This window comes from Lysinibacillus sp. NPDC059133 (genome assembly GCF_042755925.1).
GTDB lineage: Bacteria > Bacillota > Bacilli > Bacillales_A > Planococcaceae > Lysinibacillus.
The window spans coordinates 68,379-94,157 of the sequence record NZ_JBHZDH010000001.1 but is presented as its reverse complement, the minus strand read 5'-3'; the positions used below and the strand labels follow the sequence as shown (position 1 = coordinate 94,157).

Here is a 25,779-nt window from a genome sequence, read left to right as displayed (position 1 = left end):
ATTGTGTATGAAAATATTTTAAGACATCCAGGACCTACGCCAATTCCGAAAAAGGTCCAGCTTGCGATGAATCGCGATATTATTAGTCATCGAAGCAATGAATTTGTAGAGCTTTACCGTGAAACAATTGAATTAGTAAAACCTGTTTTCGGGACAAAGCAGGATATTTTACTCCTTCCATCAGGTGGTACAGCCGCTTTAGAGGCTGCGGCGGTTAACACTGTTTCTGCTGGTGAAAATGTTGTTGTGATCACTGTTGGAGCATTTGGAGACTATTTCGTTTCGATTTGTGAGAAATACGGCTTTCATGTACATAAGCTTGAAAAAGAATGGGGACAAGCTTGCACAGCTAAGGAGTTACGAGAATTCTTGCAGCCGTTGAAAGATATTAAAGCTGTTTTTGTCACATACAATGAAACTTCGACTGGTATCTTAAACCCAATTGCTGAATTAGCACAAGTTGTACGTGAGGAAACGGACGCATTATGTATTGTCGATGGTGTAAGTTGCATAGGTGGGGCTCCTGCTGAAATGGATGCCTGGGGAATCGATATTCTTGTTACTGGATCTCAAAAATCGATGATGCTACCTCCAGGTCTTTCTCTTGTCAGCGTTAGTGATAGAGCTTGGCACGTTATTGAAGAAAATAATACACCATCCTATTATTTAAACTTATTAAGCTATCGTAACTGGGCGGAAAAAGGGATGACGCCAAACACGCCTACTGTAACACTTATTTATGGACTCCACGAGGTTTGTAAACTTATAGAGGAAGAAGGAGGCTTAGAAAAGACTGTTGCCCGCCATGAGCTAATGAAAAACATGGTCCGTCATGCAATGAATGCCCTTAATATTGAACTTCTTACTTCTGATGAGCATGCTTCTCCGACCATTACATCGATTATGGCACCAAAAGGGATTGCACTCGGTGACTTCTTGTCACATTTAAAGCAACAATATCATTTAGATTTCGCTGGAGGACTCGGCCATTTGCAGGGGAAAATTTTCAGATTTGGCCATATGGGCTATTGCTTCCCAAGTGATATTTTACAAGCCGTTTCTTTAATGGAAGCAGCACTTCAAGACTTTGAATATGACTTCGAGCCAGGTGCAGGCGTACGGGCAGCACAGGAAGTATTTTTAACCGCTCAGCGAAAACAATGCCATGATAAAGTGAAACTTTAATCAGTGAGGTCTTCTGCATCCCCAACGGTTAGTCTTCACCAATTGGGCTTATACGAGCAGTTAATCTCCCATTTAGCTGGTTTATTTTCTCTCTTACTGCCTATTAATGTGGGATAAAGATTTAAACCTCCAAATCTATGTATGGATTTGGAGGTTTATTTATTTGAGTTAATTTCATTAATTTAATCCCTTTAGTATCAAGGGGTCCGAAATAAACTTTTCGTTATGGCTTTTTATATTGAGACTGGGACATAAATAGTCTCGAGAAGAAGTGAAAAAAGTGAAATTGTGTGGTCGATTAGATGCAGACAAGACTTTACCATCTTGTCGCATATTTTTGAATATTCATCGCTATTTCAGAAATTTGTTTTGTCTCAGCCTCTACATGTACTATTTAATTTTATTCGTTTAATAGTTTACAAAATTTATTTGAGTAATGTGAGAGTTGTTGCGATTGCATTGTCAATAAATGATTTTTGTGGTTGAGACTTCATCATGACCGTTAATCCAATTAACGCCACAATTAGAGCCTGTGCTAAAGACTTTGCATCCGTTTCTTCCTCTAACTCACCCGATTGGATTCCTCGTTCAATTGTCTCCTGAAAAATGACGGCTAGATAAAGTTGATGTTCTCTCGTTAAGATTTCAAATCTCTCATCATGAGGAGCTACTTCAACCATTGTATTGATGCAAAAACAGCCATTACTAAGTTCTTTCGTATATTCAGTAGCAATCACTTCTTCAAAAAAAATAGCAAATGCCTGTTTTACAGAGGTATGACCTTGAAGTCTAGCTCGTATATCAGCTGCACGAGATGTCGTATATCTACGAAGTGCTGCTTCGAATAGTTCCTTCTTATCACCAAAGGTTGAATAAATACTCGGACGTTGAATCCCCATTCTAGCAGTGAGATCACTTAAAGAAGTAGCTTCATAGCCCTTCTCCCAAAATAACTGCATGGCAGCCTCTAAAACTTTTTCCTCATCAAATTCACGGGTTCTTGCCATAAAAAATCCACCTCCATTGTTTAAGAGTTATTGAGTTCGTCACTTTAAAATTTTAAATACCAAACAGTATGTAAACATTGTATAATCAGCTGCTTTTATTGTCAATTTTCATTGTATTAGGTAAATGCGGAGTAAAATAATTTCAAATAAACCCTTGACATTATAAACAACACTAAGATATATTTACCAATAATTATATTGTACCGAACGGTATGTTATAATTAAAATCCAATAACGAATGGAGGATATGGTGTGGACAATGATCTGAGGCAAGAAGTGGATGCATCTGTGATGAATCTACAACCTTCTATGTCTAGAACTGTAACTTTATTATTCGCAACAGCCTGTGGAATGTCTGTCGCCAATATTTATTTCGCACAGCCGTTGCTTGATCAATTGTCTAATGAATTTAATATTGATCACTCGACAATAGGTGTTGTAATTACCATCACGCAGATCTTTTATGGGTTGGGCTTATTACTTCTGGTGCCTCTTGGAGATTTACTAAACCAACGACGCTTGATTATCGGACAGATGCTATTATCCACAACGGCTTTGTTTATAGTTAGTACTGCTTCTTTTAGCGTGGTGCTTTTTACAGGTATGGCCTTAGTAGGTCTACTTGCAGTTGTGACGCAGACACTTGTGGCGTTTGCAGCAACTATGGCTTCCCCTACAGAACGTGGACGTGTTGTTGGTATTGTTACAAGCGGGATCGTCATCGGCATTCTGCTTGCTCGAACCTTCGCTGGTCTATTAACAGACCTTGCAGGATGGCGTTCCGTCTATCTAGTCTCTGCCGCCCTCATGCTTGTAATGGTTTGTATGTTTCTGAAGGTGTTACCAAAGGTGGAGCGTGAAGTAAAATCACTCCCCTATCATCAGCTAATTAAATCCGTGTTCACTCTGTTTATACAAGAAAGAACATTACGCATCCGCTCAGTTCTAGCCATGCTAATTTTTGCTGATTTCAGTATTTTGTGGACTTCGCTTGTTCTGCCACTTAGTGCGCCACCATTAGCTCTTTCACATAGTGTAATTGGCGCATTTGGTCTCGTTGGAGTGGCTGGTGCACTAGCTGCAGCACAGGCCGGGAAACTGGCCGATCGAGGTTACGGACAAAGAACGACAGGTATTGCTTTAGTTCTATTACTCATTTCATGGTTGTTTATCAACTATCTAGAACTGTCGTTATTGGCATTAATTGTAGGTATTGTGTTGCTTGATTTGGCCGTACAGGCAGTACATGTCACTAATCAGACGATGATTCTTCCATTACGTACAGAGGCACGGAGTCGACTTACTGCTGGATATATGATGTTTTATTCCATCGGCAGTGCTGGCGGCTCAATTGCTTCTACACAGATGTATGCACACTTTGGTTGGGAAGGGGTTTGTTTCCTCGGAGCTTTAATCAGTGCACTTGCTCTTATTTTTTGGGTTACGACTAAACGGTTTACAAAATATTAGATTTGATTAGGAGAGATAACAAATGGAAATAGGAATTACCTCTTTTGTAGAAACAAAACCAGATGTTCATAGCGGTGAAGTGATTAGTCATGCACAACGTTTGCGTGAAGTGGTTGAAGAAATCATTCTTGCAGATCAAGTGGGGCTGGATGTGTTTGGTGTTGGCGAGCACCATCGAGAAGATTATGCTGCATCCTCTCCAGCAATGGTACTATCTGCTGCAGCTCCACAAACAAAAAAGATTCGGCTTACAAGTGCAGTAACAGTTCTATCTTCAGCTGATCCTGTACGTGTCTTTCAGGATTTTTCCACATTAGATGGACTATCAAATGGGCGTGCTGAGATTATGGCAGGTCGTGGTTCCTTTATCGAATCCTTCCCCTTGTTTGGCTACAATTTAAATGATTATGATGAACTATTTGAGGAACATTTGGACTTACTTCTCAAAATTCGAGAGTCAGAAAAAGTAGTATGGGAAGGTAGACATCGACCAGCAATCAATAATTTAGGTGTGTATCCAAGACCTATTCAAAACTCCTTACCAATATGGGTTGGTAGTGGAGGAAATCAGCAATCTGCCATCCGTGCAGGACTTTTAGGATTACCACTTATGCTAGCAATCATTGGTGGCAACCCAATGCAGTTTGCACCTATAGTACAGCTCTATAAAAAGGCAGCTGCTCAAGCAGGGCATGATTTATCAAAACTTCAGGTGGGATCTCATTCAATAGGTTTTGTTGGCCCGAATACTGAGTGGGCAGCGAATACGTTTTTCCCATCAACAAAGGCGGGCATGAATAAATTGGGTAAAGAACGGGGTTGGCGATATTATGATCGCTCTAGCTATGATGCTCACGAAGTTTGGAAGGGGCTTTATATGTAGGTGATCCAGATACAGTTGCTGAAAAAATCATCCATCTTCGTAAACACGTAGGGATTACACGTTTTATGCTGTACGTACCATTAAGTACAATGCCGCATGATCAAGTTATGCAAGCTATAGAATTGCTCGGAACAAAAGTTGCTCCTCTTGTACGTGAGGAAGTTGCCAAATGGGAGAAGGAAATGGCACGAGAAGGACATCCATTTCTTTAAGATATCATTATTTAACAGGAGGAATTTATACAAATCTCCACCCTTTCCTCCTTGCGTGAAGAAATTTTGGCGGTGTTGAATTGTTGCCAAGCCGACATACCCAAAACAAGGACTTAGGAAATCTGAAGTAAAATTGCAATTTAGGCCAATACTTCACGGCATGATTGACTGAATAATCTTTTACAGCCAGAATTATGAATATAAGTGCATTTTCAAAAGCTAAAAGTGTTATACTAATAAGCACGTTATAAATTGAGGAGTTAGACAGTATGAAATATTTTAAACCACAAATGCAGCAACTTGTGAAAGAAAACCGTGAATTACATGATCGCCTAAAAGAGTTAATGTCCGAAATGGATTTGCAAAAAAATTACGCTTTAAAAGCTCTATATCACGCTGAAGTAGCGGACGGCGGACGCTATCAGCAAGATTATCAAGCGTTGGACTATTTATATAAATAACGCTAAATGAGCAAAAACACTTCTAATAATTACCATTAAACAAAATAAAAAGACAGAATCCACTCTTTTGGTTAAAATGAAAGCTCTCACACAACCATCCACGAAAGGAGCGTTTCTGTCTGATGAATAGATTGGGTTTCTTGATTGGCAATTGCCGTTTTACTTTCCCAAGCCTTTTTCACAACATTTGTAAGCGCCAAATACTATACAGCTTCTAATGAATAGATATTTGAAATAAAAACACGATGTGATGTTTTGCATAAATTTGCGATCAAATTTTTAAAAGTAAAAAACGCAAGAATGTTGATTACGATAGCATTCTTGCGTTTTTTCATTAACTAACTACCTTAATCATTAATTCTTGCTACTTGCACTGCCTTTGCCATGTATTCCTCACGCATTTCCACCGGCACCATACTTCCACCTGTTGCCCATACAAGATGGGTAGCTTGCTCCATCTTATCAATTAAATCATGCTTTTCTAAATAACTTTGTCCATTTTTCATTAACTGAATTGGTCCGAACATCCCAGCATTTGCAGATGGCTCTAAAAATAATTCTTCAACTTCCATAGCTATTGCAAGCGATTTAAATAATTCCTCATCTTTCACTGTGTAACAGCCACTAATATATGTTTCCATCACTTTACCTACAAACTTTGACGCACGCCCAACAGCAAGGCCATCTGCTTCCGTTTTATTATCAAGACCAATGTCCTCTACACTGATGGCGTCATGTAAACCTGTCATTAAGCCAATTGTCATACAAGGGGATGCTATGGGCTCAGCGAAGAAGATATGGGCATATTCTCCAAAAATTTCACGTATACCGTATGCAACGCCACCTGGTCCACCACCTACACCACACGGCAAATACACGAACAATGGATGGGCTGCATCCACAGTAATATTCGTCTTTTCAAACTGTGCTTTTAAACGCTTCGCCGCCACTGCATAGCCAGCAAATAAGTCCTTCGAATTCTCGTCATCAATGAAATGGCACATAGGGTCTAGTTCAGCTTCTCGTCGCCCTTGTTCTACAGCAACGCTATAATCAGCTTCATATTCAATAACTGTCGCACCTTTTTCACGCAGCATGGCCTTTTTCCACTCTTTTGCATCACTCGACATATGTACAACGACATTAAAGCCGAGTTTTTTGCCCATAATGCCGATACTTAATCCTAAATTACCTGTAGAACCTACGGCAATTGTGTATTGCTGGAAGAATGATTGAAAATCCTCTGTTGCCAACCGTGCATAATTGTCCTCTTTTGTTAGTTTGCCACTAGCGATTGCAAGCCGCTCTGCATGCCTTAGTACTTCAAAAATACCGCCACGAGCTTTAATAGAGCCTGAAATTGGCAAGGCATGATCGCATTTTAAGATCAATTGACCTGGTATTAAAACATCAAATTCCTTTTCAAGAGCTTTCTTTATCAAAGATATATCTTGTATAGATGATTCAATAAGTCCTTTACTTTCCAAAAGCTCAGGAAATGCTAAAGTCAAATAGGAAGAAAAGCGTTTTAGTGTTTCTTCTGCCTCCTCAACCTCTTCCATTGAAAAAAGATTGGTTTCCCCCCTTTTTTTTCGATTTGTATTTTCCCAAAGCACAGTATCATGATTTGCTAGCTCTTCTAATCTCGGAAATCGATTAAATAGTTCGTGTTTTAGTTCACCTTTCACCTTTAGATTCCTCCATTTTTTTGTGCTAAAATCGCTCGTTCACAAATTTGTCGAAATTTCAATTCGAACGAAATATTGTTTTCTTGTGTTCGTTTTTTTGGTCCTCTCGTACGTCCACCAGCACGTCTAATTTTTTGTCCAACATGGCGCATATCGAGCAAACGTTCGATATTTTCATTGGACATCTCTCTTCCATTTTGATCGATGGGATAACCTCCTCTTGCCAAAACCATAGCTGCTAACCCGTAATCCTGTGTAATGACAATATCATGCTTTGAAAGCGCATTCACTAGCGTGAAATCAACCGAATCTGGACCTTTCGGAACCATAATTGTTATTACATTATCACGTTCGATACGGTGGGATGTATCGCAAAATAAGATTGTTTCAATCTCAAACTCAGATGATATAGATAGTGCTAAATCCACGACTGGACAAGCATCAGCATCAATTAAAACTTTCACAATAAAGCATCATTCCTTTCTCATAATTAGATAGATCAATCACACCATTATTATTTCGATATAACAAATTCCCAACTCCATTTGTTCAATTTTTCACAAACTTAAGATTGTTAAAAAAAGTATTTTATTGAATAGTGCGAAAAATAGATATACGATACAAATATCAAATATCTGGAGGTTTTTTTACTATGACAACTACAACTGTAAGCAACGAACAATTAGCAAAAGAATACGTTGATGGCGTATTTGAGCAACTAAAACAACAAAACAGTTATCAAGCGGAGTTCTTACAAGCAGCTGAAGAAATTTTCATTTCATTAGTGCCTGTATTTGCACAACACCCTGAATATATAAAAGCCAATATCTTATCTCGTATCGTTGAGCCAGATCGAATCATTTCCTTCCGTGTTGCTTGGCAAGATGATAACAATCAAGTTCAAGTAAACCGTGGCTACCGTGTTCAATACAGCAACGTAATGGGACCATACAAAGGCGGTCTTCGCTTCCACCCTTCCGTGAATGAATCAATTATCAAATTCTTAGGCTTTGAACAAATCTTTAAAAATGCTTTAACTGGCCAACCAATCGGTGGTGGTAAAGGTGGTTCAAACTTCGATCCTAAAGGTAAATCAGATTCAGAAATCATGCGTTTCTGTCAAGCATTCATGACTGAATTATACCGCCATATTGGTCCAGATGTCGATGTTCCAGCAGGTGATATCGGTGTTGGAGCTCGTGAAGTAGGCTATTTATGGGGCCAATATAAGCGTTTAACAAAAGCAAACGAATCTGGTGTATTAACTGGTAAAACTCCTGGCTATGGTGGTTCTTTAGCCCGTAAAGAGGCAACTGGTTATGGTACTGTTTATTTTGTAAATGAAATGCTAAAAGATGCCAACGATTCATTCGAGGGTAAAACAGTTGTAGTTTCTGGTTCTGGTAACGTTTCAACATATGCAATTGAAAAAGCACAAGCCTATGGTGCAAAAGTTGTTGCTTGTTCTGACTCTTCAGGCTATATTTACGACCCAGAAGGTTTAGAACTTGATGCAATTAAAGAAATTAAAGAAGTAAAAGGCGATCGTATCTCCACTTACTTAAACTATCGTCCAAATGCTACATTTACAGAAGGTTGCACGGGTATTTGGACTATCCCTTGTGACATCGCGCTTCCTTGTGCTACTCAAAATGAAATTAATGGCGGTTCAGCCCGTACTTTAATTGAAAACGGCGTAAAAGCTATTGGTGAAGGTGCAAACATGCCATCAGATCTTGAAGCAATTAACGAATTCTTAAATGCGGGCGTATTATTCGGTCCTGCTAAAGCGGCTAATGCCGGTGGTGTTGCTGTATCTGCTCTTGAAATGGCGCAAGATTCTAGTCGCGTATTCTGGTCATTTGAAAAAGTAGATGCTAAATTACACGAAATTATGAAAAATATTTACGCAGCTAGTAAAGCGGCTGCTGAAAAATATGGTTACCCTGGGAACCTTGTAGTTGGCGCGAACATCGCTGGCTTCGTAAAAGTTGCTGATGGTATGCTAGCTGAAGGCGTATATTAACAACTTTAATTCACCCTAAGATGATAACGAATATTCGTTATCATCTTATTTTTTAATAAAAAAAGAGTTAAAACACACATAAAAATTACATTAAAACGAACGATTTTACTATTAAACAATTAAAACATTCGTGTTATAATAATGAAGTACTACGACATATTGGAGGGTTTTTTGTGGAATTATTGTATACAGGTAAAACGAAAAATGTGTTCAAGTTAGAAGATGGTCATTACTTATTAAAATTTAAAGATGATGTAACTGGTGAAAACGGTGTATTCGACCCAGGCGCTAATACTGTTGGATTAACAATCGACGGTGCTGGTTTGGCTGGTCTTCGCTTAACTTCTTATTTCTACTCAAAACTAAACGAACAAGGTGTTCCTACTCACTATGTTGATGCAAACTTCAACGATGCAACAATGACGGTAAAACCTGCAACTGTTTTCGGTAAAGGTTTAGAGGTCATTTGCCGCTTCAAGGCAGTAGGATCTTTCCTACGTCGCTATGGTGCTTACGTGAAAGAAGGACAAGACTTAGATTCTTTCGTAGAAGTTACCATCAAAGATGATGATCGACTAGATCCTCCTATTTCTGAAGATGCTTTAGCAATGTTAGACCTGTTAACACACGAAGAATATGCAATTTTAAAACAACGTACAATTGAAATTGCTAAATTTGTTGCTGTAGAACTTGCCAAAAAAGGGTTAACCCTTTACGATATTAAATTAGAATTTGGCCGAGATGCTCAAACCAATGAAATTTTATTAATAGATGAAATTTCAGGTGGTAATATGCGCGCTTACAAAGGCGAACAATACATAGAACCATTAGAGCTTGAAAAAATTATGTTAGCTGAATAAAAAAATCCTTTCTATTAATATGCTATGTCTGACTAGATACAAATAATCAAGAAGAGTCGCTTAGTTGCGGCTCTTTTTTTGTTAGTAAGATCATTTTTTCTTTCTTTCGAAACTTTTCATTTGATCATTCGTATACTATTTATACGCTTAACGCATTTATACTATTATTTTGGAGGTAATTTAATGGATAACTTTAATGAAACATCACGAGAAAGGCTAAAGGTTAATCCATTTTTGTCTATTTGGTTGCATCCAAAGCAAACAACCCGTTACATGATAGAAGAAAAATCATTAGGCTTTGCGATTCTTCTTTTGTCAATTGGTTATATTGGTGTTACACTTTCAGACCTTATTGATAAAATATCTTTTATAGACTGGTCTCCTTGGCTTATCGTACTAATTTGTGTTATTCTATCACCGATTTCAGGAATAATCGGTACGGCTTTTGTTGCACTAATCGCTTGGCTGTTCGGTAAACTTTTTAAAGGAACAGGTACGTACTCACACTTATTTAAAGGGCTAAGTTTAACTGCTATTCCATTTATAGTACTTATTCCTTTTTATTTAATTTGGTTATTTACATCACCTGAGTCTTTAATGGACCCTGACTTTGCTGGATCGATGCCTTGGATTTTTTGGCTAGCCATTTTAGTAACACTTGTGATTGGTATCTGGTCAATCGTCATTACTATAGGGGTTGTTGCAGAGGCACATCAAATATCCAATTGGATGGCCTTCTTTACAATCTTAATTCCAAGCATTATTTTCTTTATCTTAATCATTATTTTGATTATTGTTCTCTTTGTCGTTTTGGGTATTTTTATGATGTAAAAAATCTCCCCTCTCTCTATGAGAGCGGGAGATTTTTTTAGATTCACTGTATGGTCGATTTTTCATTTTAAACTGAAAGCACTGTATTTTGTTGGAATAACTCCGAAACTCCTGACTCAACAGCTGCACCACTTACAGCTTGCGATACAATTTCAACAACCCGCTCATCTAATGATTTAGGTACAATGATGTCGATCATTGATTCGATTATAATCCAGGGAACTTGAGCTCTCAGGTTACCAGAGCGAAGATCAAGCTTTTTCTCGAGCAATATAATTAAATGATGTCACACTCGAACACCAATCGAAGTCTCGGTTGGTGTTTGGTTTTGGGGTTATATAGGAGAATGTTCGTAAATATGAGATAATTGTTGAAGTGAGTCAACATTTGGAAGGAGTGGCAATGATGATGGAACAAATCGAACGGCTTGTTAAGACAGGATTCTATAGTGTGGAGGACATCCTTGAGATGATAATCGAGGAAGAGGATGATTCATCTATAGAGGAAGAAGAGCTACGGACAGCCATTTCTCGCGTGTACACTAGCCATGAGGAGGCTGCCAAGGAGTGGGAACACCCAACGGACTTTGAGCGCTTGGTTAAGGTGTTTGACATGATCTGCGATGGCGGTATCATTGCAATGCATCATGCGGGTATGACAATTAGCGATGGAATGTCTGATGTGCGTGAGTGTTATGATGAATGCACAGAGCGGGGCAAGTTGCCTGCTGGCTATTGCTTCTATCACGAGCAGGATATTGAGCGGGCGATTGATAGTCATATACTGCCTATTACATTTGGTACATTCAGAGACAATCCAGAGCATTCTATCAAGGTCGCGGAGGTCATTGTATCCTTCTTCGAAGGGTTTGGCTTTAATGTGTATTGGGATGGCGACATGGATAGTCGGATTGAGTTGCGAGATTTCTTATGGACAAAAACACATAACGAGCATGATGATTACGGGCTTGAACGCGCGATTAACCTAATCGTAAAGTCCGATTATGATCTTACATTCAATGCTCCTCGTCCAACGGATGTAGTGGTGGATACAAGCATACCTGCTTACACCAAGCATACTTTTGCTGAGATTGAGCACTTGTTGCCTGTAGATAGTTGGATGTACGGACAACGACAGCGCTTTAAAGATGAGCTTGTACTTGTATATGACGACGATTTAACGCTTGATCAGCTTGATCTTGATCATCCATTAGGAGTGAATGATGGCAATAGAAGAGCGAACTACTTGACATGGCTTGAACAGCAAACGATATATTGCATTTTGATTAAAGGGAATCTAACGGTTCATCAATATATCTATAATGAGAATACAGATGGTTCTACAGGCTTATTTGTGTTAGGCGATGTACAAGCTGGCAATATGATTGTCGGTGGTCAGGAGATCTATATTCAGGGCAAGCTTGATCTAGAGGATTTGTTTTGGGGTGACTATAATCATGGAAGGCTTACCGTATGTGGCAATGTAACCGTTCCGCTGTTCGTGGAAACCGACGATTATGATGTCGATATCAGAGGACAGCTTGATTGCAAGCTTCATTGGCGGAGCGATGCTGATACTGATGATGAGATCGTAGAAGAACGTTGCTTATTTGTTGATGGAGATGGGCAATTGATACTCGATAGAGAAGGGATGCTCGCACAGTTGCGGGCCAAGCAGCCTCTTCTTAAAGCAAGGGCACTCGATGCGCCTCCGCCTCCACAAATATTTGAAGATAATGAATTAAGCGTGAGCAATGTAGAGCGCATGCTGGCTTCGCCTTTAATCAAGGGGGACGACGCTTACGAATTGTATATCGACGATGTTAATATATCGATGAATCGTCCACATCTGGACGATAATGGGAAAGTAGTTGGAGGCAGCATCTATATGGTGCAAGATGATACTTACGCCGTATTTATATATGTACACGAATATAGAAAGTGGTTTAAGAGGCACAAGCTGACGAGTATCGTTTACCAGCACAATGAAGATGAAGAGTGGCATACATTGGAAGTTACTTCACCTTCCCTCTACTTGCAACTTCTAAATCATTATTGGCCCGAATTATTGGAGGAAATCACGTATAGGGAACTTCTTACTGCGGACACGATAGCCTATTGGCAAGACCAATTTCGTGAACGGGTGACTGTGGAGGAGATCGAACGCATCCTAGCATTGCCGATGGTAACTGAGGAATACAATGACTTTGATGATTCAGATAAACAAGGTTATTGGCACGGCGATCTATATTATAAATTCCGCATACCTGAAGGAGAAGTCACTCCTCGTATCGGGATATGTAAAGGGAGGAAGAATATATCGTTATTTCCTACAGTCGAGGATGATTATGATATATTCGCTTATCTTTTCGATATCGAAACGAGTAGTTCTGGCAGTAAGCAGGTTGTCCTGCGATTCGAAGCACATAATGCGAGAAGTAATCGTCTGGTCGAACCTATTGAAATCAAACATATTCAGACCGCGCTTAGATGGTGGAGCGTCCTTCAACGCACGGTGTATTTAGATAACGATGAGTATTTGGATTATTTGGATAACGTTAAGTATTGGGAAGAACAATCATAGACTCACTGCTACAGCGTAACTATAAAAAGGGGATACGGGCGAAATGAAAATAGTTGCTTTTCCTTATGTAGGAGGTTCTTCAGCGGTATATTCCAAGTGAAGGAGACATTTGTCTCCTTCACTAGATTTGAATGAATAGTTTTCACTAGAGCTACAGATGATCTTAACGATTGCTCATCATCTTATTTGATAGTTTGATATAATTAGAAATGGATTCTTTTTTCATCTTTTAAGTGAAAAAGAGAGTCCCATGGAAAAGCCGACAAGTTAGCTTTCCCGTGGGATTTTGTGTTGGTTGGTGAATAATCTAGGGTATAGTAGATTATTAATGTTAAACTGAAAGCACTGTATTTTGTTGGAATAGCTCCGACACACCTGACTCAACAGCTGCACCACTTACAGCTTGCGAAACAATTTCAACAACCCGCTCATCTAATGATTTAGGTACAATATATTCCTCGGTTAATTCCTCATCACTTACAAGAGCGGCTATCGCTTCCACTGCGGCTATCTTCATCGCCTCATTAATATCTGTTGCTCGTACATCCAATGCCCCACGGAAAATACCAGGGAAAGCAAGCACATTGTTAATTTGGTTTGGATAATCGGAGCGCCCTGTCCCCATAATACGTACACCCCATGCTTTGGCATTTTCATACGTAATTTCAGGATTTGGATTTGCTAGTGCAAACACGACTGGATCTTCATTCATTGAAGCAATATGTGCTTCTGTTAGTAAATTGGCAACAGATACGCCGATAAAGACGTCAGCCCCTTTAATGGCATCCTCCAATGTTCCATGTATTTTTTCTGGATTTGTTAAATGGGCAACCGTTTCTTTAATTGGATTCATACCTTCTGCGCGACCTTCATAAATGAGACCTTTTGTATCGCACATATAAATATTTTTATAGCCCATTTGCACAAGAATACGCAAAATAGCAATACCGGCTGCTCCTGCACCATTAATTACGACCTTCATTGTTGCCACGTCTTTCTTCACAATACGATTGGCATTAATCATCCCTGCACCTACTACAATCGCCGTTCCATGCTGATCATCATGGAATACAGGAATATCACATTCTTGGCGCAGACGATCTTCAATTTCAAAGCATCTTGGCGCTGAAATATCTTCTAAATTTACAGCACCAAAAGTGGGAGCAAGCGCCTTCACAATGCTGACGATTTCATCCGTACTCTTCGTATCTAAGCAAATAGGAAAAGCATCAACATTGGCAAAACGCTTTAATAAAATAGCCTTCCCCTCCATTACCGGTAATGCTGCCTTCGGACCAATATCCCCTAACCCTAATACCGCCGTACCATCTGAAACAATCGCTACCATATTCCCTTTCATTGTATAGTCGTAAACAAGTGATGGATTTCTTTCAATCTCTATACAAGGCGCAGCTACCCCTGGCGAATATGCCAGACTTAAATCATAGGAATCTTGCACAGGTACTTTAGAAATCACCTCTAATTTCCCGCTATAATACTCGTGCATGTCTAAAGCCTTTTTCATAATATCCATTCAATCCCATCCTTTTCTTTTGAATTATTATATATTCCAGAATCATAATACTTTGTGAAAGTAAAGTCAACGAATTTTCTGTCAATTTTATTTTTCCTTCGAAATAACGCCGTTTATTATCGTATATATCACTTTTACTTCTTGTTATTAGCTTCACAATCAATTTTTTAAATATAATTTTTACATCTATTAGTCTTTCAATAAATGTACAATTACCGGCATTAAACCTGTTCAGCTTTTCACATAGTATTTTTCTTATGTAAATGAGAAATTTTTCACAAACTATTGTAAGCGCATCCATTACTCCATCTGAATCCGTCACATTTTCTCCACATTTTTTCACAAAGTTTTTTATTATATTACCTAAAGTATTCTTTTTTCTCTACTTTCCTTGATTTCTTAGCAGTGCTACGTTAATCAACAAAAAAAAGCCCTTATTTCAAGGACTCTTGTGTAAATTGGTTTATAAAAGCAGTGATAATATGCTTGGAGGACCACTGTTCCCCTGATACTTTTGTAATCGGGTAATCTCGAGAAAAGATTGATTTTGTTATTTCTTCTGCTGAATAACCTTTATCAAATAATTGCCTTATATTCCCCTCCATCTCTTCTAAATAAGCAATTTTTTCTTGTATTTTCGCTCGACCATCTGCAATTAAGCCTGCATGACAGCAATACACTTCCTCGAAATCATAGTTTACTATTTTTTTCAAAGACGCCAAGGTATGTACGATATTTTCTTCATCAAGGACAACCTTAGTTTTCGTCTGTATATACAAATCACCTGTAAACATAGCACCTGTTTCTCGATTATAAAATGATACATGATCTGTCGTATGCCCTGGTGTTTCGATAATGTCCCATGTAGCTGATTTCGTTTGCAATGTATCGCCAAATGGTTGAGCAATAAACGCCGGTCGCTCACCCCATAATGCCTGGCGATAGAAAGGATACTCTCCATCCTGTGCACAAAGGCTCACCGAATCACGATGAACATAAATAGGTACACCCTTATGCTGCTGAATCCATGCTGCATTTCCTGAATGATCCTCATGAGAATGAGTGAGCGCCAATTGTTCAATCGGTAATTCGTTAAAAAAGGATTGGAACTCCTGCGAAAGTGAGTATGAACCTGTATCAATTAATAACCCATCCACAAAAAAGCTATAAACACTCATGCCAATACCCTGAACTGCCACTTTCCCGTGAGCGCATTGCACATCACGATTCTGTTGAATTTCTATACTTTTCTCTCGTTTAAACATACTTTCCCCCCTTTGTAAAAAGAGTGTATCATAAAATGAATATTCAGTCATTTTGTGGATACATCACAACTCGGATCGTTGATATAATATCCTTGGTCAAATGATGATATGGAAAATAAATGTAAATTGAAGATTGCTATTAAAATAGCTCCTACTATTAATAGAGAGACCATTGCATCGTATTCTATATTCATTAGAAAAGTCCAGCTTGTTGTAAAAGAGAGCACAATCCACATATATTGTTTCATAATTCTTCGCTCTGGCGGATTTTGGTGGGGCTATCCATCATTTTGACGGTTCTATCCACGATTTGGGCGGGGCTATCCACGACTTTGGCGGGGCTATCCATCATTTTGACGGGGCTATCCATCATTTTGACGGGGCTATCCACGATTTTGGCGGGGCTATCCACGACTTTGGCTTCTCTATCCGTCACCTGGGCTCTGCTTTCCGTCGCTTCGACTATTCTTTCCGTCGCCCTGACCATGCTTTCCGTCGCTTCTGCCACTCTATCCGTCACTTCAACCACCTTCCGTCGTTCTGACTATTCTTTCCGTCGCTTTGACTGCTCTATCCGTCGCCCTGACCATTCTTTCCGTCGCTTCTGCCACTCTATCCGTCACTTCAACCACCTTCCGTCGTTCTGACTATTCTTTCCGTCGCTTTGACAGCTCTATCCGTCGCCCTGACCATTCTTTCCGTCGCTTCTGCCACTCTATCCGTCACTTCGTCCGCTTTCCGTCGTTCTGACGATTCTTTCCGTCGCTTCGACAGCTCTATCCGTCGCCCTGACCATTCTTTCCGTCGCTTCTGCCACTCTATCCGTCACTTCGTCCGCTTTCCTTCGTTCTGACCATTCTTTCCGCCGCTTCGACTGCTCTATCCGTCGCCCTGACCATTCTTTCCGTCGCTTCTGCCACTCTATCCGTCACTTCGTCCGCTTTCCGTCGCTCTGACCATTCTTTCCGTCGCTTCTGCCACTCTATCCGTCACTTCGTCCGCTTTCCATCGCTTCGACTATTCTATCCGTCGTTCTGTCTGCTCTATCCGTCGCTCTGACCATACTTTCCGTCGCTTCAACAACGCTACCCTTTCCACTCCAATAAAAGCAAAAAAACGCCCACCAAAGTGAGCGTTTCTTCTTGAATCACTTATTCATTTGTCCCTTTTTCTACATCATATTGTGTAATCCAGTCACTAAAGCTGCCTACATACAGTTGAATATTTTCGTAACCTTCATCTGCTAGCACTGCATACAATGGTGATGCTGTAACACCGCTGCCGCAGTACACAACAACATGCTCGTCTTGAGCAACCTTGCTGCGTAATGCAGCATTGGCTTGCAAGCGGCCATCTGACTTTAATTGCTCCCAGTCAAAGTTTTTTGCTGTTGGAATATGCCCAGCTACCATATCAAGAGGCTCCACGTCACCACGGTAGCGAGCTGCGGCACGTGCATCTAGCAACGTCGCATTGACTTCTCCATCTACAATAGCTTTAACTGCTTCACGTGGAGCATATAGTTCATCTCGCCAAACAAATTCAATCGTAGTCGGTGGATATTTTATAATGTCTTTTGTGAAAGATATTTTTTCCTCGAGCGCAGGTGCACCACCATTCACAATCACTACATTTGGAAAGCCTGCATATGTCAGCATCCACCAAGCTCGTGGTGCAAATGGTGCAGCCCCTTGATCGTAAACGACAATTTGATCTTCATAATTTAATCCTAATCCTTGAAATACTGCCGATAGCTTTTCCTTACTTGGCATAGGATGGCGGCCATCGCTAGACCCCATATCTGATAGATCCTGCTCTAGATCGATATAAATCGCTCCTGGTGCGTGTCCCTCTTCAAATAGTTTATTCCCCGCCTCTTTGTTTTGTAAATCAAAGCGAGCATCTACGAAACGGACTTCATCAAACTGAATTTCCTCAACTGATTTGAATACTTTTCCCAAATGAATCACCTCATGCGTATTGTAATTGAGCGTAAATAGCTTTCCAAGAAGCTAAACGACTTTCTTCCTGAAGTGCAAGTCTTTCTGTTGCAATTTGTTCAAGTGCCTGATGGAAAATATGCAGACGTAATTTCTCTGCTTCCTCAGCAATATAAGTAATCGCCCATGCCATGATAGATACTTTCTGTGAATCTAAATAATTTTGCGCATCTGGTTTTGTTAATACTTCTAACGCCTCACTTAGCTTCACTTTTTCATTCTTCTCAAAGAATGCCTTTTGATTGCGGAAGTGTGATTTCACACCTGAATATTTAGTGATATCTGTAAATGGTCCTTCAAAATTAAGTAAATCCGGCTCAGAAGATTCAAACGCTAAGAACGAGAAGCTGCGATTTAATTCTTTCAGCTCACGTACTTCATCTTTAAAGCGCAGTTGCATTTTCTTACTAATAAACTGTGATAAACGGAAGTTTGTTACACGCATTTCTTGTGTAAAGTCAAATCGTAAACTTTGCATTACTTCCTTTAAAGCATGCTCTAATGCTTGCTGGACCGGCATTGCTGCAAATGTTGACGGATTGTAGCCTTCCTTAAAGAACTCTGGGTAACGATAGTACACACGCTGAAGAACATAATACAGTAATTCATCAAGCTCTTGCTTCGTTTCACTTTCTACCATACTTGTATTCAGCGAATTGAACTTCGATTTCACATGCTGTTCAAGAGTTGTTAATTCCTCTAAACGCTCATCCTTACGCTTTAAGTTCTCTTCTGTTTGCGCGATTAAGTCACCTAAACGTTGCTCCGTTTTATCGACTTCCTCTGCAAGTGCCTGGACAGCCAATGCACTTAGCTCATCATTTAAGAATGTGTAGAAAGCATCTTCGAAAGGTGGCATACCTGATGTTAAATCAGCACCCTCTACTTTTTCTTTTAATGCCAATAAGCTTGACACACCGTAAAGTCGAGGGAAGCGAATGCCAAAGCGTTGTAGCTCTGAACGTACATAGCCTTTTACATCTTCCTGTTCTTCTTCTGTTGTCGCTAAATCAATCGCATTGACGATAAAGAACATCTTATCAAGTTCAAAGGCATCCTTTACACGACCAAGCTGGATTAAAAACTCACGGTCCGCTTTAGCAAAAGCATGATTATAATAAGTAATAAACAAGATTGCATCAGCATTACGAATATATTCGAATGCTACACCTGTATGACGCGCATTAATAGAATCTGCTCCCGGTGTGTCAACAAGTGTCACACCCATGCGTGTTAACGGACTATCATAATAGAAATCAATATTATCGACAAAGCATGATTTATTTTCCTGCGCAACAAATTTTTCGAATTCTTCACGGTTAACTCGTAATACTTTTCCAAGCTCAGACTTAAATGTTGGGAATCCTTCTTTATATGCACGAATAAATGATTTATGCACATTTAAGCGTTCGTCCGATAGCTGTACCGCAAGTCCCTCATCTGCACGACTAAATGCTTCTTCTAAAGAAGAAACTGATAAACCAACTGCTGCGTATGAAGCTTGAATATCCTCTAGCATTTGGTCAGCTGTTTTTAACAGTACATCTGCTGTTTCATGCGGATGCTCTGGTGTCACAGGACGAATTTTATTAATAGCCGCTGTTGTAGGGTTTGGTGATACAGGTAAAACCTTGGCACCCATTAACGCATTAGAGAACGAGGATTTCCCTGCACTAAATGCACCGAAAAGCGCGATTGTGAAATCCTTTTTCTGTAATCGTTCTACTTTATTTTCTAAGTAAGTTGCTACTTCCGCAAAGCCTTGTACATCTTTTACAGCAGTTGCCGTGTGAAGTGCACGCTTCACTACACCTTCAATAGGAAGACTTGTTGCACTAACTACTTGCTGTGCCTCTTCCTGTAGTAACGCTTCCTCTTTTGGCTTTAACATCGATTCATCAAATAATCGAATATCTGCTAAATCTTGCTTAAAGGCATGATCCCAATTAGTCAGCTGTTGATTTGCTATTTTACGTATTTCATTACTTGCCTGGTGCATTATACTTGCACTATATTGCTGATAACCCTCGATTTCAAGCACTGCTTGAATGGCATCAACTTTCGCTTGCATCCCAGCCATTTTTAATTTAGATGGAGCAGCTGTTTCTGTAGCCACCGCTTCTAAAGTAGTTGCCTGTGCATCCTTCCAATTATCTGTTTCTTGGATATAGTAGCGCTTAGTCGCTTCTGCCACACGGTTAGCAAAATTCAGCACAGCATCTCCCGTTAAAAGTGCGCCAACTTGTACTTGCTGTTCAATAAGCGAGAATGGTAAATCAAAGACGTAGGCATCAATAGCTGTAGCACGTTCTTCATTTAACGCACCAACATCCTTTATCACCTTTTTCATTAGGCCTTTTAAATGTCCAGTTATCTGTGCATGCACAACATTTTGATAGGCGCTATAAAGATCCTCTTTGCGGCGGTTACGCTCTTCCTCTGTTTTTTTCTTAGCAGTAAATAAGCCCCCTACTTTGAAGCCGTCCTGCTGACTTTCTAAATACAGACGTAATTTATCGCGTAAATCTGCTGGCATAATGGCTGCATTCGCAAGTAACTCTTTACGTTGCTCTTCGAATGTTTCATTCCATGCCTCAACTGAGAACAATTCAACTTGACGATTTAGCTTATTATACTGCTCTAAAATATCTTTATGGTTTGCCCAGTCATCGGCACTTAATACATCTTCATCGATGTCTAAACGGTCTTGTCTTTCTTCCGTTAAATAATTGTCATGTTCACTTTGTAATAAACGTAGCGTATTTGATGCAGTCTGTACAAGTTGATCCTGCCAATCATTCATACTATCCATAACGATTTTCTTTACGACCTCAAAATCGTTATAAGGGTGCTCAGGCTCTCTTAACGAAGTGAAAAATACGCCCTTCGGTACTACACCCCAAGCCTCAAAGGAATTGTGAACTGTTGCTTTAAATTCCTCAAAGCTTAATTCATTTTCATTATGCTTATCAATCATGTTAACGATTAAATAAACGTTTGGATTGTACTTCATTAATTGCTTTGTAAATTGAAAATTCAATTCCGATTGCACGTGATTGTAGTCCATTGTATAAAATACCATATCAGCAATATGAAGAGCTGACTCTGTTGACATCCGGTGTGCATCATCTGTCGAGTCGACACCTGGCGTATCCATAACAGTGACACCTAGTGGTAATGTCGATGTACTATGACCAATTTCAATTTGTGACACTAGGTCCCCATTTTTACTAAGCTCTTTCACTGTTTTAAAATCATAGCCTGCTTCAAATTTCACAGGCTTTTCATTATGCATGTAGACTACCGCAAAGTCTTCTTCTGATTTATGGACTTTCACGATATTAGCACTCGTTGGAATAGGGCTTGCTGCAAGTAAATCTTCACCAGATAGAGCGTTAATCATACTCGATTTACCAGCAGAGAAATGGCCCGCAAAGCCAATAACATATTCTTTTTGCTGTATTTTACGTGCAAAAAGTGATGTCTTATCCATACGCTCTGTATCACCATTATGCTGATAAATTATGTATTGTAATGAGGCTTGCTTTAATAGCGCCTCCAACTGTTGTTCAAAATCCTTCATAAAACCAGTAACCCCTTTATTCATATTAATCAATTTTGCCTTGGCGTATTTGTTGCTGCCGCTTTCGCACAGATAAACAATGCGTCCGGATTTTGAATTGTGCGAGCACAATTCACTCCTTTAAAAATCCGTGACATCCGCCGGAGACTTTAGGTCAACAGATGTTTTTTGTGCGAAAGCGCAGTGCTAACGTAGCGACAGCAACACGATGTTGGTCACTCAGTCGTTGCCACAGGACGTGGCGTTTTTAGACTGAGTTCCTCTATTTCAGTCTTGTTTGGAAAGGAACTATATCCGAATTCATCTTACCACTTCAGAGGTGGTAGTTTTTCTGAATGAAGATAGTCATAATTAATATTCTACCTTATTCGACACGCAAAGTATAACACTAATTTACTTTGAAAAGCATAGATATCGGGGTTTCAGACGCCATATTCATCCAAATCGTCCTGTTTAATCAAAAAAAATAAAGCACTATTCAGGCTAATTACATTCAGGGTATGTTGTTTGTTAAACCCTATGCCATGTATCTTAGTTGATTTCCATTATGGTCATTATTTTTCTAAAAACTACTAAATTCTATTTCAAAATGGATGTACAACTAAGTAAATAATAATTTTCTTCATATTTTAAAGTAAGGAAAATAAAGTTTAAAAAAGTTTGATGTGTGATTGCAATACTAATAATAGTGAAAAATACAAAGATAACTGAAGGAAATAATAATTAAATGGAGTGATAAAAATATGGTGAACTTTAGGAATCACCAAAAAATCGAGCAAGAATGTGGATGTGAAGATCGGTTTATTTGGCCTCGTATAAAAGCTAGTACCATTCCTTCGGTAGACCCTCCCCCAGTAATTGAACCTACTGGAAATATTATTCCTACTATAAATAGATATTTCTATATTGCTACATCGGATATTAATTTAACGAATGGGGTGACTCTACCTGCTAGCCAATTTTGGGATGATGATGGGAACCCAGCAACTGAATTTAAGATTTTTAATCCGAATGGCTACGTAAATCTTTATATCAATGCCGTAATGCAGGAAGGTGGAATTTACAACATAGCTCCAACCTCGTTAACCTTAAGTCCAGATAATTCAACAATTTATAGAGGTACTCCAATCATCATAGAATCATTAGGTTTTTCTACAATGTAAGTAACAAACCTGAAAGGAGGTGAAAATAGTGGCACTTTCTATTATTAATATTCATGTCAATGTTACAGGTACTTCGACTAGATTTTTCAATGTTTTAGCTGCACCCTTAACGATCTCTGATGGTACAACGGTTGCCGCTACTACCTTTTTAAATGATAGCGGTTCTGCTGCAACTACTTTCCTAATCGCAACAAACGGGTACTATAATTTATATATAAATGGGGTGCTTCAGGAAGGTGGTTCTTACTCAGTTTCTGCAACAGAATTAACATTCCATACTGTTACAGGCACTTTATCAGCAGGAACACCAATTATTGTTGAGGCTGTTGAATTAGTGACTACACTTTAATCACCTTGGCGAAATCGGATAGAGAAATATATGTTGTTATACGAATCTATACAAAAATATATTATAAAAGAATAAACTTCATATAATTAAAATAATGGATGCCTTAAAAATTTTAGGGCATCCATTCTACATTTCTAATTATCCTTTTGACATTTAAGCTCAGAAATTTTTTTTTGCATAATCCAGTGCATGCTGACCGTCTCCGTGTATACATAGTGTTTGCGCAGAAATTTTAATTTTCTTTTGCTGTACTGACATCACTTCATTTGATGTTAGAATACTTTTGACATGTACAAGCATTTCTTCCTCTGTTTGAATCAATGCATCTGATTGTAATCGACTCACTAATAGGAAAATCAATCATTTGTTGCACGAATTGTCTCCTCTATACAAAGCTTAATGGAAGTTATTAAATCTTGGATATTCCATCCCGGTATTTTTCCATGCTGAATCGCCAAATCAAATGACGCAGGAATATGAATAAATCCAGCACGGACCTCTTTATGTTGCTTCGCGTAAACTAGCCCTTCATACATAATATTGTTGCATAAATAGGTACCCGCCGTATTTGAAATTTCCGCTGGATACCCTTCTTTGCATAATCGATTCACCATATTTCTAATAGGTAAATTCGTGATATAGGCATCTACACCATCATCATAAATGCGCTCATCTACTGGTGAATAGCCATTATTATCTGCTTCCCCATCCTTAATATTAATCGCAATTCGCTCAGGCGTTATTTTAAAACGTCCTCCAGCTAAGCCTAATGAAATAATGATTTGTGGCTTTATCTCAGCAATATATTGTTTCAGCTGCTGAGCAGATTGCTGAAAATCTACAGACAAAATGCGTCCTACAATTTCATAGCCACCCATCTTTTCCCCATTTAAATTTTCTACAATTTGCATTGTTGGATTTATTTTATACTCAAGAAATGGTACAAACCCTGTTAATAATATTTTTGTCATTTTCTTCACCTAAATTTCTATAGGACGCTGCTTGATTGCCCATCCATTTTTATTTGTTATTTACTGGACAGATACTGATCGCCTCGTAACCATACTACAAAAAAACAATTCTCATTTTCAACATATTTCAGAAAAAACAAACTATTCTTTTTCTCTTGATTGCCACGAAAGTATGAAAGACAAATATTTTCGTATAAAAAAAGCATGATCTCAAAATTGCTTAGACCATGCTCTACTTGTATGAAAATTGTCGTTATTGATTGTTCTCTTATTTTAAATGTGCAGTCGCCTGTTTCATGACGTGTTTTCCAACCCCAAGATAGATAACCACCGCTGCTCCAATAAATACAAATGTCATCGCTGACCGCTCCTTTTTATATAAAAATTTATGTTCAAAAAGACTTAATCGTTAATTTATTGATTTTGAAAATCATTCTCATTAATATAATATAAATTTCCCATTAATTCGTCAAGACATACTTTCATCTTACCCATTTAACATGGTAAGATGTAGAAAAGTCGGAAAAAGGATGCGGTAAAGATGAGTAATTCGAAGTACTTTCAAACTATTTTAAACGGGACAATTCACGCTTTAAAGTCTATTCTACCTATGGATATAGAAGTGAAAACGCCGAGTATTATTTCTGAACCATTTCAACAACAGCAAATGGGCGTTTTAATTGGTTTAATAGGAGATTTAAAGGGCCGAGTAATTATTGATTCTTCTCCTGAGACATTTAGTGGCATCGGCAATACGATGTTTGGTATGCCTCTCGAAGGAGAAATGTTGGAATCCTTTACAGGGGAATTTGGAAATATGATCGCAGGAAATCTATGTACTACCGTAGGACAAGAAAGCTTGGAGATTGATATCACACCGCCTACAGTGATGGTTGGTAACACAAAATTATATGGCTTTGATAAGGCCTTTATACTCCCTGTCACAATTCCAGACGTTGGTCCACTGACAGTTCTTTTAACAATTGAAGAAGAATAGAGTTCTAGAATTTTGGACAATTCAACTGATACATCCTATGCCCATACATAAATATTTATGATCACGCTTTTTCATTCTCTTTAATAAACGGAGGATAACCCATAAGGCTCAGTCTAAATTTCAAATAGTAAAATTTCTTGAAAAATAATAGATTTCAATAAAAATCACTTCATTTTCAACCCAAACGCGGCCATCTCAATGACTATTGAGGTGGCTTTTTTTTATCACCTCCTCAATCTTTCACATTTTTTTCACATAATCCGCCAAGATGTGTGATTTTTTTCACATCAAAAAGAAATTTATTTATATATCATGGCAATAAGAAAGACACAATAAAAGCGAAGGAGGAGCAAAAATGGCAAATAAAAAAAAGTCAGATGAAAATTTAAAAGGTTCACTCTATGCAGTATTTGGAGTAGGAATCATTATTATCTTGCTTTGGGCGTACTGCTTCGATTTGTTCATCAATCGTTTTTAACTTCTTTCAGCGGGTTTCCACTGAAAGAAATTAAAGCCTCCGGCGGATGACAAGGAATCGGAAAGGAGTTCTTAGAGGATGTTAGCCTAAAATCATCGCATCCATGCGATAACGGCTAACTGACCTGCATCGGTAAAAACGCCACGTCCTGTGGCATTACCGAAATGACCGACATCGTGTCGGCCCTCGTGCAGGCCTAAGCACAAAGCCGATTCCGGACGCAATTATGCCGA

General features: G+C 38.9%; 23 protein-coding genes and 1 pseudogene. 12 read left to right on the top strand and 12 right to left on the bottom strand.

Translation table 11 applies throughout. The features are described from left to right. The first annotated feature begins 3 nt into the window (after positions 1-3). Positions 4-1,185, top strand: coding sequence for a pyridoxal-phosphate-dependent aminotransferase family protein (locus tag ACFXN8_RS00420; protein WP_386841876.1), 1,182 nt, complete (start codon positions 4-6; stop codon positions 1,183-1,185). A gap of 425 nt (positions 1,186-1,610) precedes the next feature. On the opposite strand, the gene ACFXN8_RS00415 is transcribed toward ACFXN8_RS00420, so the two are convergent. After that, positions 1,611-2,192: a TetR/AcrR family transcriptional regulator gene (locus ACFXN8_RS00415; RefSeq protein ID WP_386841874.1), complete on the bottom strand. Its 582-nt coding sequence runs from the start codon at positions 2,190-2,192 to the stop codon at positions 1,611-1,613. 291 nt (positions 2,193-2,483) lie between these two features. Here ACFXN8_RS00415 and ACFXN8_RS00410 point away from each other — a divergent pair, with 291 nt between their 5' ends. From ACFXN8_RS00410 to ACFXN8_RS00400, 3 genes and pseudogenes are all read left to right on the top strand, one after another. Continuing rightward, positions 2,484-3,662, top strand: coding sequence for an MFS transporter (locus ACFXN8_RS00410; RefSeq protein WP_386842151.1), 1,179 nt, complete (start codon positions 2,484-2,486; stop codon positions 3,660-3,662). 22 nt (positions 3,663-3,684) lie between these two features. Continuing rightward, positions 3,685-4,757, top strand: a pseudogene (locus ACFXN8_RS00405) (LLM class flavin-dependent oxidoreductase). Between the two features lie 269 nt (positions 4,758-5,026). Continuing rightward, positions 5,027-5,218 carry a hypothetical protein gene (locus ACFXN8_RS00400; RefSeq protein ID WP_049666523.1) on the top strand — a complete coding sequence of 64 codons (192 nt, stop codon included), beginning with the start codon at positions 5,027-5,029 and terminating at the stop codon, positions 5,216-5,218. 347 nt (positions 5,219-5,565) lie between these two features. Here ACFXN8_RS00400 and ACFXN8_RS00395 read toward each other — a convergent pair whose 3' ends face one another. Together ACFXN8_RS00395 and ACFXN8_RS00390 are read right to left on the bottom strand one after the other, a co-directional pair. Beyond that, positions 5,566-6,906, bottom strand: coding sequence for a D-serine ammonia-lyase (locus ACFXN8_RS00395; RefSeq protein ID WP_386841871.1), 1,341 nt, complete (start codon positions 6,904-6,906; stop codon positions 5,566-5,568). Between the two features lie 2 nt (positions 6,907-6,908). After that, positions 6,909-7,370 (bottom strand): YaiI/YqxD family protein, encoded by a 462-nt coding sequence (locus ACFXN8_RS00390; RefSeq protein ID WP_386841869.1) that lies wholly within the window; start codon positions 7,368-7,370, stop codon positions 6,909-6,911. 188 nt (positions 7,371-7,558) lie between these two features. Here ACFXN8_RS00390 and gdhA point away from each other — a divergent pair, with 188 nt between their 5' ends. The 3 genes from gdhA (at position 7,559) to ACFXN8_RS00375 (ending at position 10,623) form a co-directional block, all read left to right on the top strand. Continuing rightward, positions 7,559-8,932 carry an NADP-specific glutamate dehydrogenase gene (gene gdhA, locus ACFXN8_RS00385; protein ID WP_386841867.1) on the top strand — a complete coding sequence of 458 codons (1,374 nt, stop codon included), beginning with the start codon at positions 7,559-7,561 and terminating at the stop codon, positions 8,930-8,932. 173 nt (positions 8,933-9,105) lie between these two features. After that, positions 9,106-9,792: a phosphoribosylaminoimidazolesuccinocarboxamide synthase gene (locus tag ACFXN8_RS00380; RefSeq protein WP_376073243.1), complete on the top strand. Its 687-nt coding sequence runs from the start codon at positions 9,106-9,108 to the stop codon at positions 9,790-9,792. 183 nt (positions 9,793-9,975) lie between these two features. Then, positions 9,976-10,623, top strand: coding sequence for a YIP1 family protein (locus ACFXN8_RS00375; protein ID WP_386841865.1), 648 nt, complete (start codon positions 9,976-9,978; stop codon positions 10,621-10,623). A gap of 67 nt (positions 10,624-10,690) precedes the next feature. Here the strand turns inward: ACFXN8_RS00375 and ACFXN8_RS00370 are convergent, their stop codons facing one another. After that, positions 10,691-10,822 carry a hypothetical protein gene (locus tag ACFXN8_RS00370; RefSeq protein ID WP_386841863.1) on the bottom strand — a complete coding sequence of 44 codons (132 nt, stop codon included), beginning with the start codon at positions 10,820-10,822 and terminating at the stop codon, positions 10,691-10,693. Positions 10,823-11,025: 203 nt separating this feature from the next. On the opposite strand from ACFXN8_RS00370, the gene ACFXN8_RS00365 reads away from it, so the two are divergent. Continuing rightward, a complete protein-coding gene (locus tag ACFXN8_RS00365) occupies positions 11,026-13,206 on the top strand; it encodes a DUF6891 domain-containing protein (protein WP_386841861.1) in 2,181 nt (726 codons plus the stop codon). Positions 13,207-13,537: 331 nt separating this feature from the next. Here the strand turns inward: ACFXN8_RS00365 and ACFXN8_RS00360 are convergent, their stop codons facing one another. The 6 genes from ACFXN8_RS00360 to ACFXN8_RS00335 all read right to left on the bottom strand — a co-directional run bounded on the left by ACFXN8_RS00360 (position 13,538) and on the right by ACFXN8_RS00335 (position 21,588). Next, positions 13,538-14,740 carry an NAD(P)-dependent malic enzyme gene (locus ACFXN8_RS00360; RefSeq protein ID WP_386841859.1) on the bottom strand — a complete coding sequence of 401 codons (1,203 nt, stop codon included), beginning with the start codon at positions 14,738-14,740 and terminating at the stop codon, positions 13,538-13,540. After that, positions 14,697-15,062 carry a hypothetical protein gene (locus tag ACFXN8_RS00355; RefSeq protein WP_386841857.1) on the bottom strand — a complete coding sequence of 122 codons (366 nt, stop codon included), beginning with the start codon at positions 15,060-15,062 and terminating at the stop codon, positions 14,697-14,699. Before ACFXN8_RS00355 ends, ACFXN8_RS00360 begins: the two co-directional genes overlap by 44 nt. Before the next feature lie 112 nt (positions 15,063-15,174). Then, positions 15,175-16,005 carry an MBL fold metallo-hydrolase gene (locus tag ACFXN8_RS00350; protein WP_376073254.1) on the bottom strand — a complete coding sequence of 277 codons (831 nt, stop codon included), beginning with the start codon at positions 16,003-16,005 and terminating at the stop codon, positions 15,175-15,177. Between the two features lie 244 nt (positions 16,006-16,249). After that, positions 16,250-16,525 carry a hypothetical protein gene (locus ACFXN8_RS00345; RefSeq protein WP_386841854.1) on the bottom strand — a complete coding sequence of 92 codons (276 nt, stop codon included), beginning with the start codon at positions 16,523-16,525 and terminating at the stop codon, positions 16,250-16,252. Between the two features lie 631 nt (positions 16,526-17,156). Continuing rightward, complete coding sequence (locus ACFXN8_RS00340) at positions 17,157-17,966, bottom strand: sulfurtransferase (protein ID WP_386841852.1); 810 nt, start codon at positions 17,964-17,966, stop codon at positions 17,157-17,159. Between the two features lie 10 nt (positions 17,967-17,976). Continuing rightward, the gene (locus tag ACFXN8_RS00335; RefSeq protein ID WP_386841850.1) at positions 17,977-21,588 is read right to left on the bottom strand and encodes a dynamin family protein; all 3,612 of its coding nucleotides are present in this window, start codon (positions 21,586-21,588) and stop codon (positions 17,977-17,979) included. Between the two features lie 743 nt (positions 21,589-22,331). Here ACFXN8_RS00335 and ACFXN8_RS00330 point away from each other — a divergent pair. Beyond that, positions 22,332-22,751: a DUF4183 domain-containing protein gene (locus ACFXN8_RS00330; RefSeq protein WP_386841848.1), complete on the top strand. Its 420-nt coding sequence runs from the start codon at positions 22,332-22,334 to the stop codon at positions 22,749-22,751. Between the two features lie 28 nt (positions 22,752-22,779). Beyond that, a complete protein-coding gene (locus ACFXN8_RS00325) occupies positions 22,780-23,100 on the top strand; it encodes a DUF4183 domain-containing protein (protein WP_386841846.1) in 321 nt (106 codons plus the stop codon). A 159-nt stretch (positions 23,101-23,259) separates the two neighbouring features. Here ACFXN8_RS00325 and ACFXN8_RS00320 read toward each other — a convergent pair whose 3' ends face one another. Both ACFXN8_RS00320 and ACFXN8_RS00315 read right to left on the bottom strand, forming a co-directional pair. Beyond that, entirely contained in the window at positions 23,260-23,445 is a 186-nt protein-coding gene (locus tag ACFXN8_RS00320) for a LamB/YcsF family protein (protein WP_386841844.1), read from the bottom strand. Positions 23,446-23,456: 11 nt separating this feature from the next. Then, positions 23,457-24,071, bottom strand: a complete 615-nt coding sequence (locus ACFXN8_RS00315; protein ID WP_386841842.1) for a pyroglutamyl-peptidase I — start codon at positions 24,069-24,071, stop codon at positions 23,457-23,459. A 541-nt stretch (positions 24,072-24,612) separates the two neighbouring features. Here ACFXN8_RS00315 and ACFXN8_RS00310 point away from each other — a divergent pair. Both ACFXN8_RS00310 and ACFXN8_RS00305 read left to right on the top strand, forming a co-directional pair. Beyond that, on the top strand, positions 24,613-25,068 hold the full coding sequence (locus ACFXN8_RS00310; RefSeq protein WP_386841840.1) for a chemotaxis protein CheX: 456 nt from the start codon (positions 24,613-24,615) through the stop codon (positions 25,066-25,068). Between the two features lie 355 nt (positions 25,069-25,423). Further along, positions 25,424-25,546 (top strand): hypothetical protein, encoded by a 123-nt coding sequence (locus tag ACFXN8_RS00305; protein ID WP_255349996.1) that lies wholly within the window; start codon positions 25,424-25,426, stop codon positions 25,544-25,546. The last annotated feature ends 233 nt before the right edge of the window (positions 25,547-25,779 follow it).

Excerpts from the sequence above, each read along its gene's own strand:
- ACFXN8_RS00400 (WP_049666523.1), top strand. The coding sequence starts at position 5,027 with ATGAAATATTTTAAACCACAAATGCAGCAACTTGTGAAAGAAAACCGT.
- ACFXN8_RS00310 (WP_386841840.1), top strand. The coding sequence starts at position 24,613 with ATGAGTAATTCGAAGTACTTTCAAACTATTTTAAACGGGACAATTCAC.
- ACFXN8_RS00335 (WP_386841850.1), bottom strand. The coding sequence starts at position 21,588 with ATGAAGGATTTTGAACAACAGTTGGAGGCGCTATTAAAGCAAGCCTCA.
- ACFXN8_RS00305 (WP_255349996.1), top strand. The coding sequence starts at position 25,424 with ATGGCAAATAAAAAAAAGTCAGATGAAAATTTAAAAGGTTCACTCTAT.
- ACFXN8_RS00370 (WP_386841863.1), bottom strand. The coding sequence starts at position 10,822 with ATGATCGACATCATTGTACCTAAATCATTAGATGAGCGGGTTGTTGAA.
- gdhA (WP_386841867.1), top strand. The coding sequence starts at position 7,559 with ATGACAACTACAACTGTAAGCAACGAACAATTAGCAAAAGAATACGTT.
- ACFXN8_RS00350 (WP_376073254.1), bottom strand. The coding sequence starts at position 16,005 with ATGTTTAAACGAGAGAAAAGTATAGAAATTCAACAGAATCGTGATGTG.
- ACFXN8_RS00330 (WP_386841848.1), top strand. The coding sequence starts at position 22,332 with ATGGTGAACTTTAGGAATCACCAAAAAATCGAGCAAGAATGTGGATGT.
- ACFXN8_RS00365 (WP_386841861.1), top strand. The coding sequence starts at position 11,026 with ATGATGATGGAACAAATCGAACGGCTTGTTAAGACAGGATTCTATAGT.
- ACFXN8_RS00360 (WP_386841859.1), bottom strand. The coding sequence starts at position 14,740 with ATGGATATTATGAAAAAGGCTTTAGACATGCACGAGTATTATAGCGGG.
- ACFXN8_RS00375 (WP_386841865.1), top strand. The coding sequence starts at position 9,976 with ATGGATAACTTTAATGAAACATCACGAGAAAGGCTAAAGGTTAATCCA.
- ACFXN8_RS00315 (WP_386841842.1), bottom strand. The coding sequence starts at position 24,071 with ATGACAAAAATATTATTAACAGGGTTTGTACCATTTCTTGAGTATAAA.
- ACFXN8_RS00415 (WP_386841874.1), bottom strand. The coding sequence starts at position 2,192 with ATGGCAAGAACCCGTGAATTTGATGAGGAAAAAGTTTTAGAGGCTGCC.
- ACFXN8_RS00410 (WP_386842151.1), top strand. The coding sequence starts at position 2,484 with ATGAATCTACAACCTTCTATGTCTAGAACTGTAACTTTATTATTCGCA.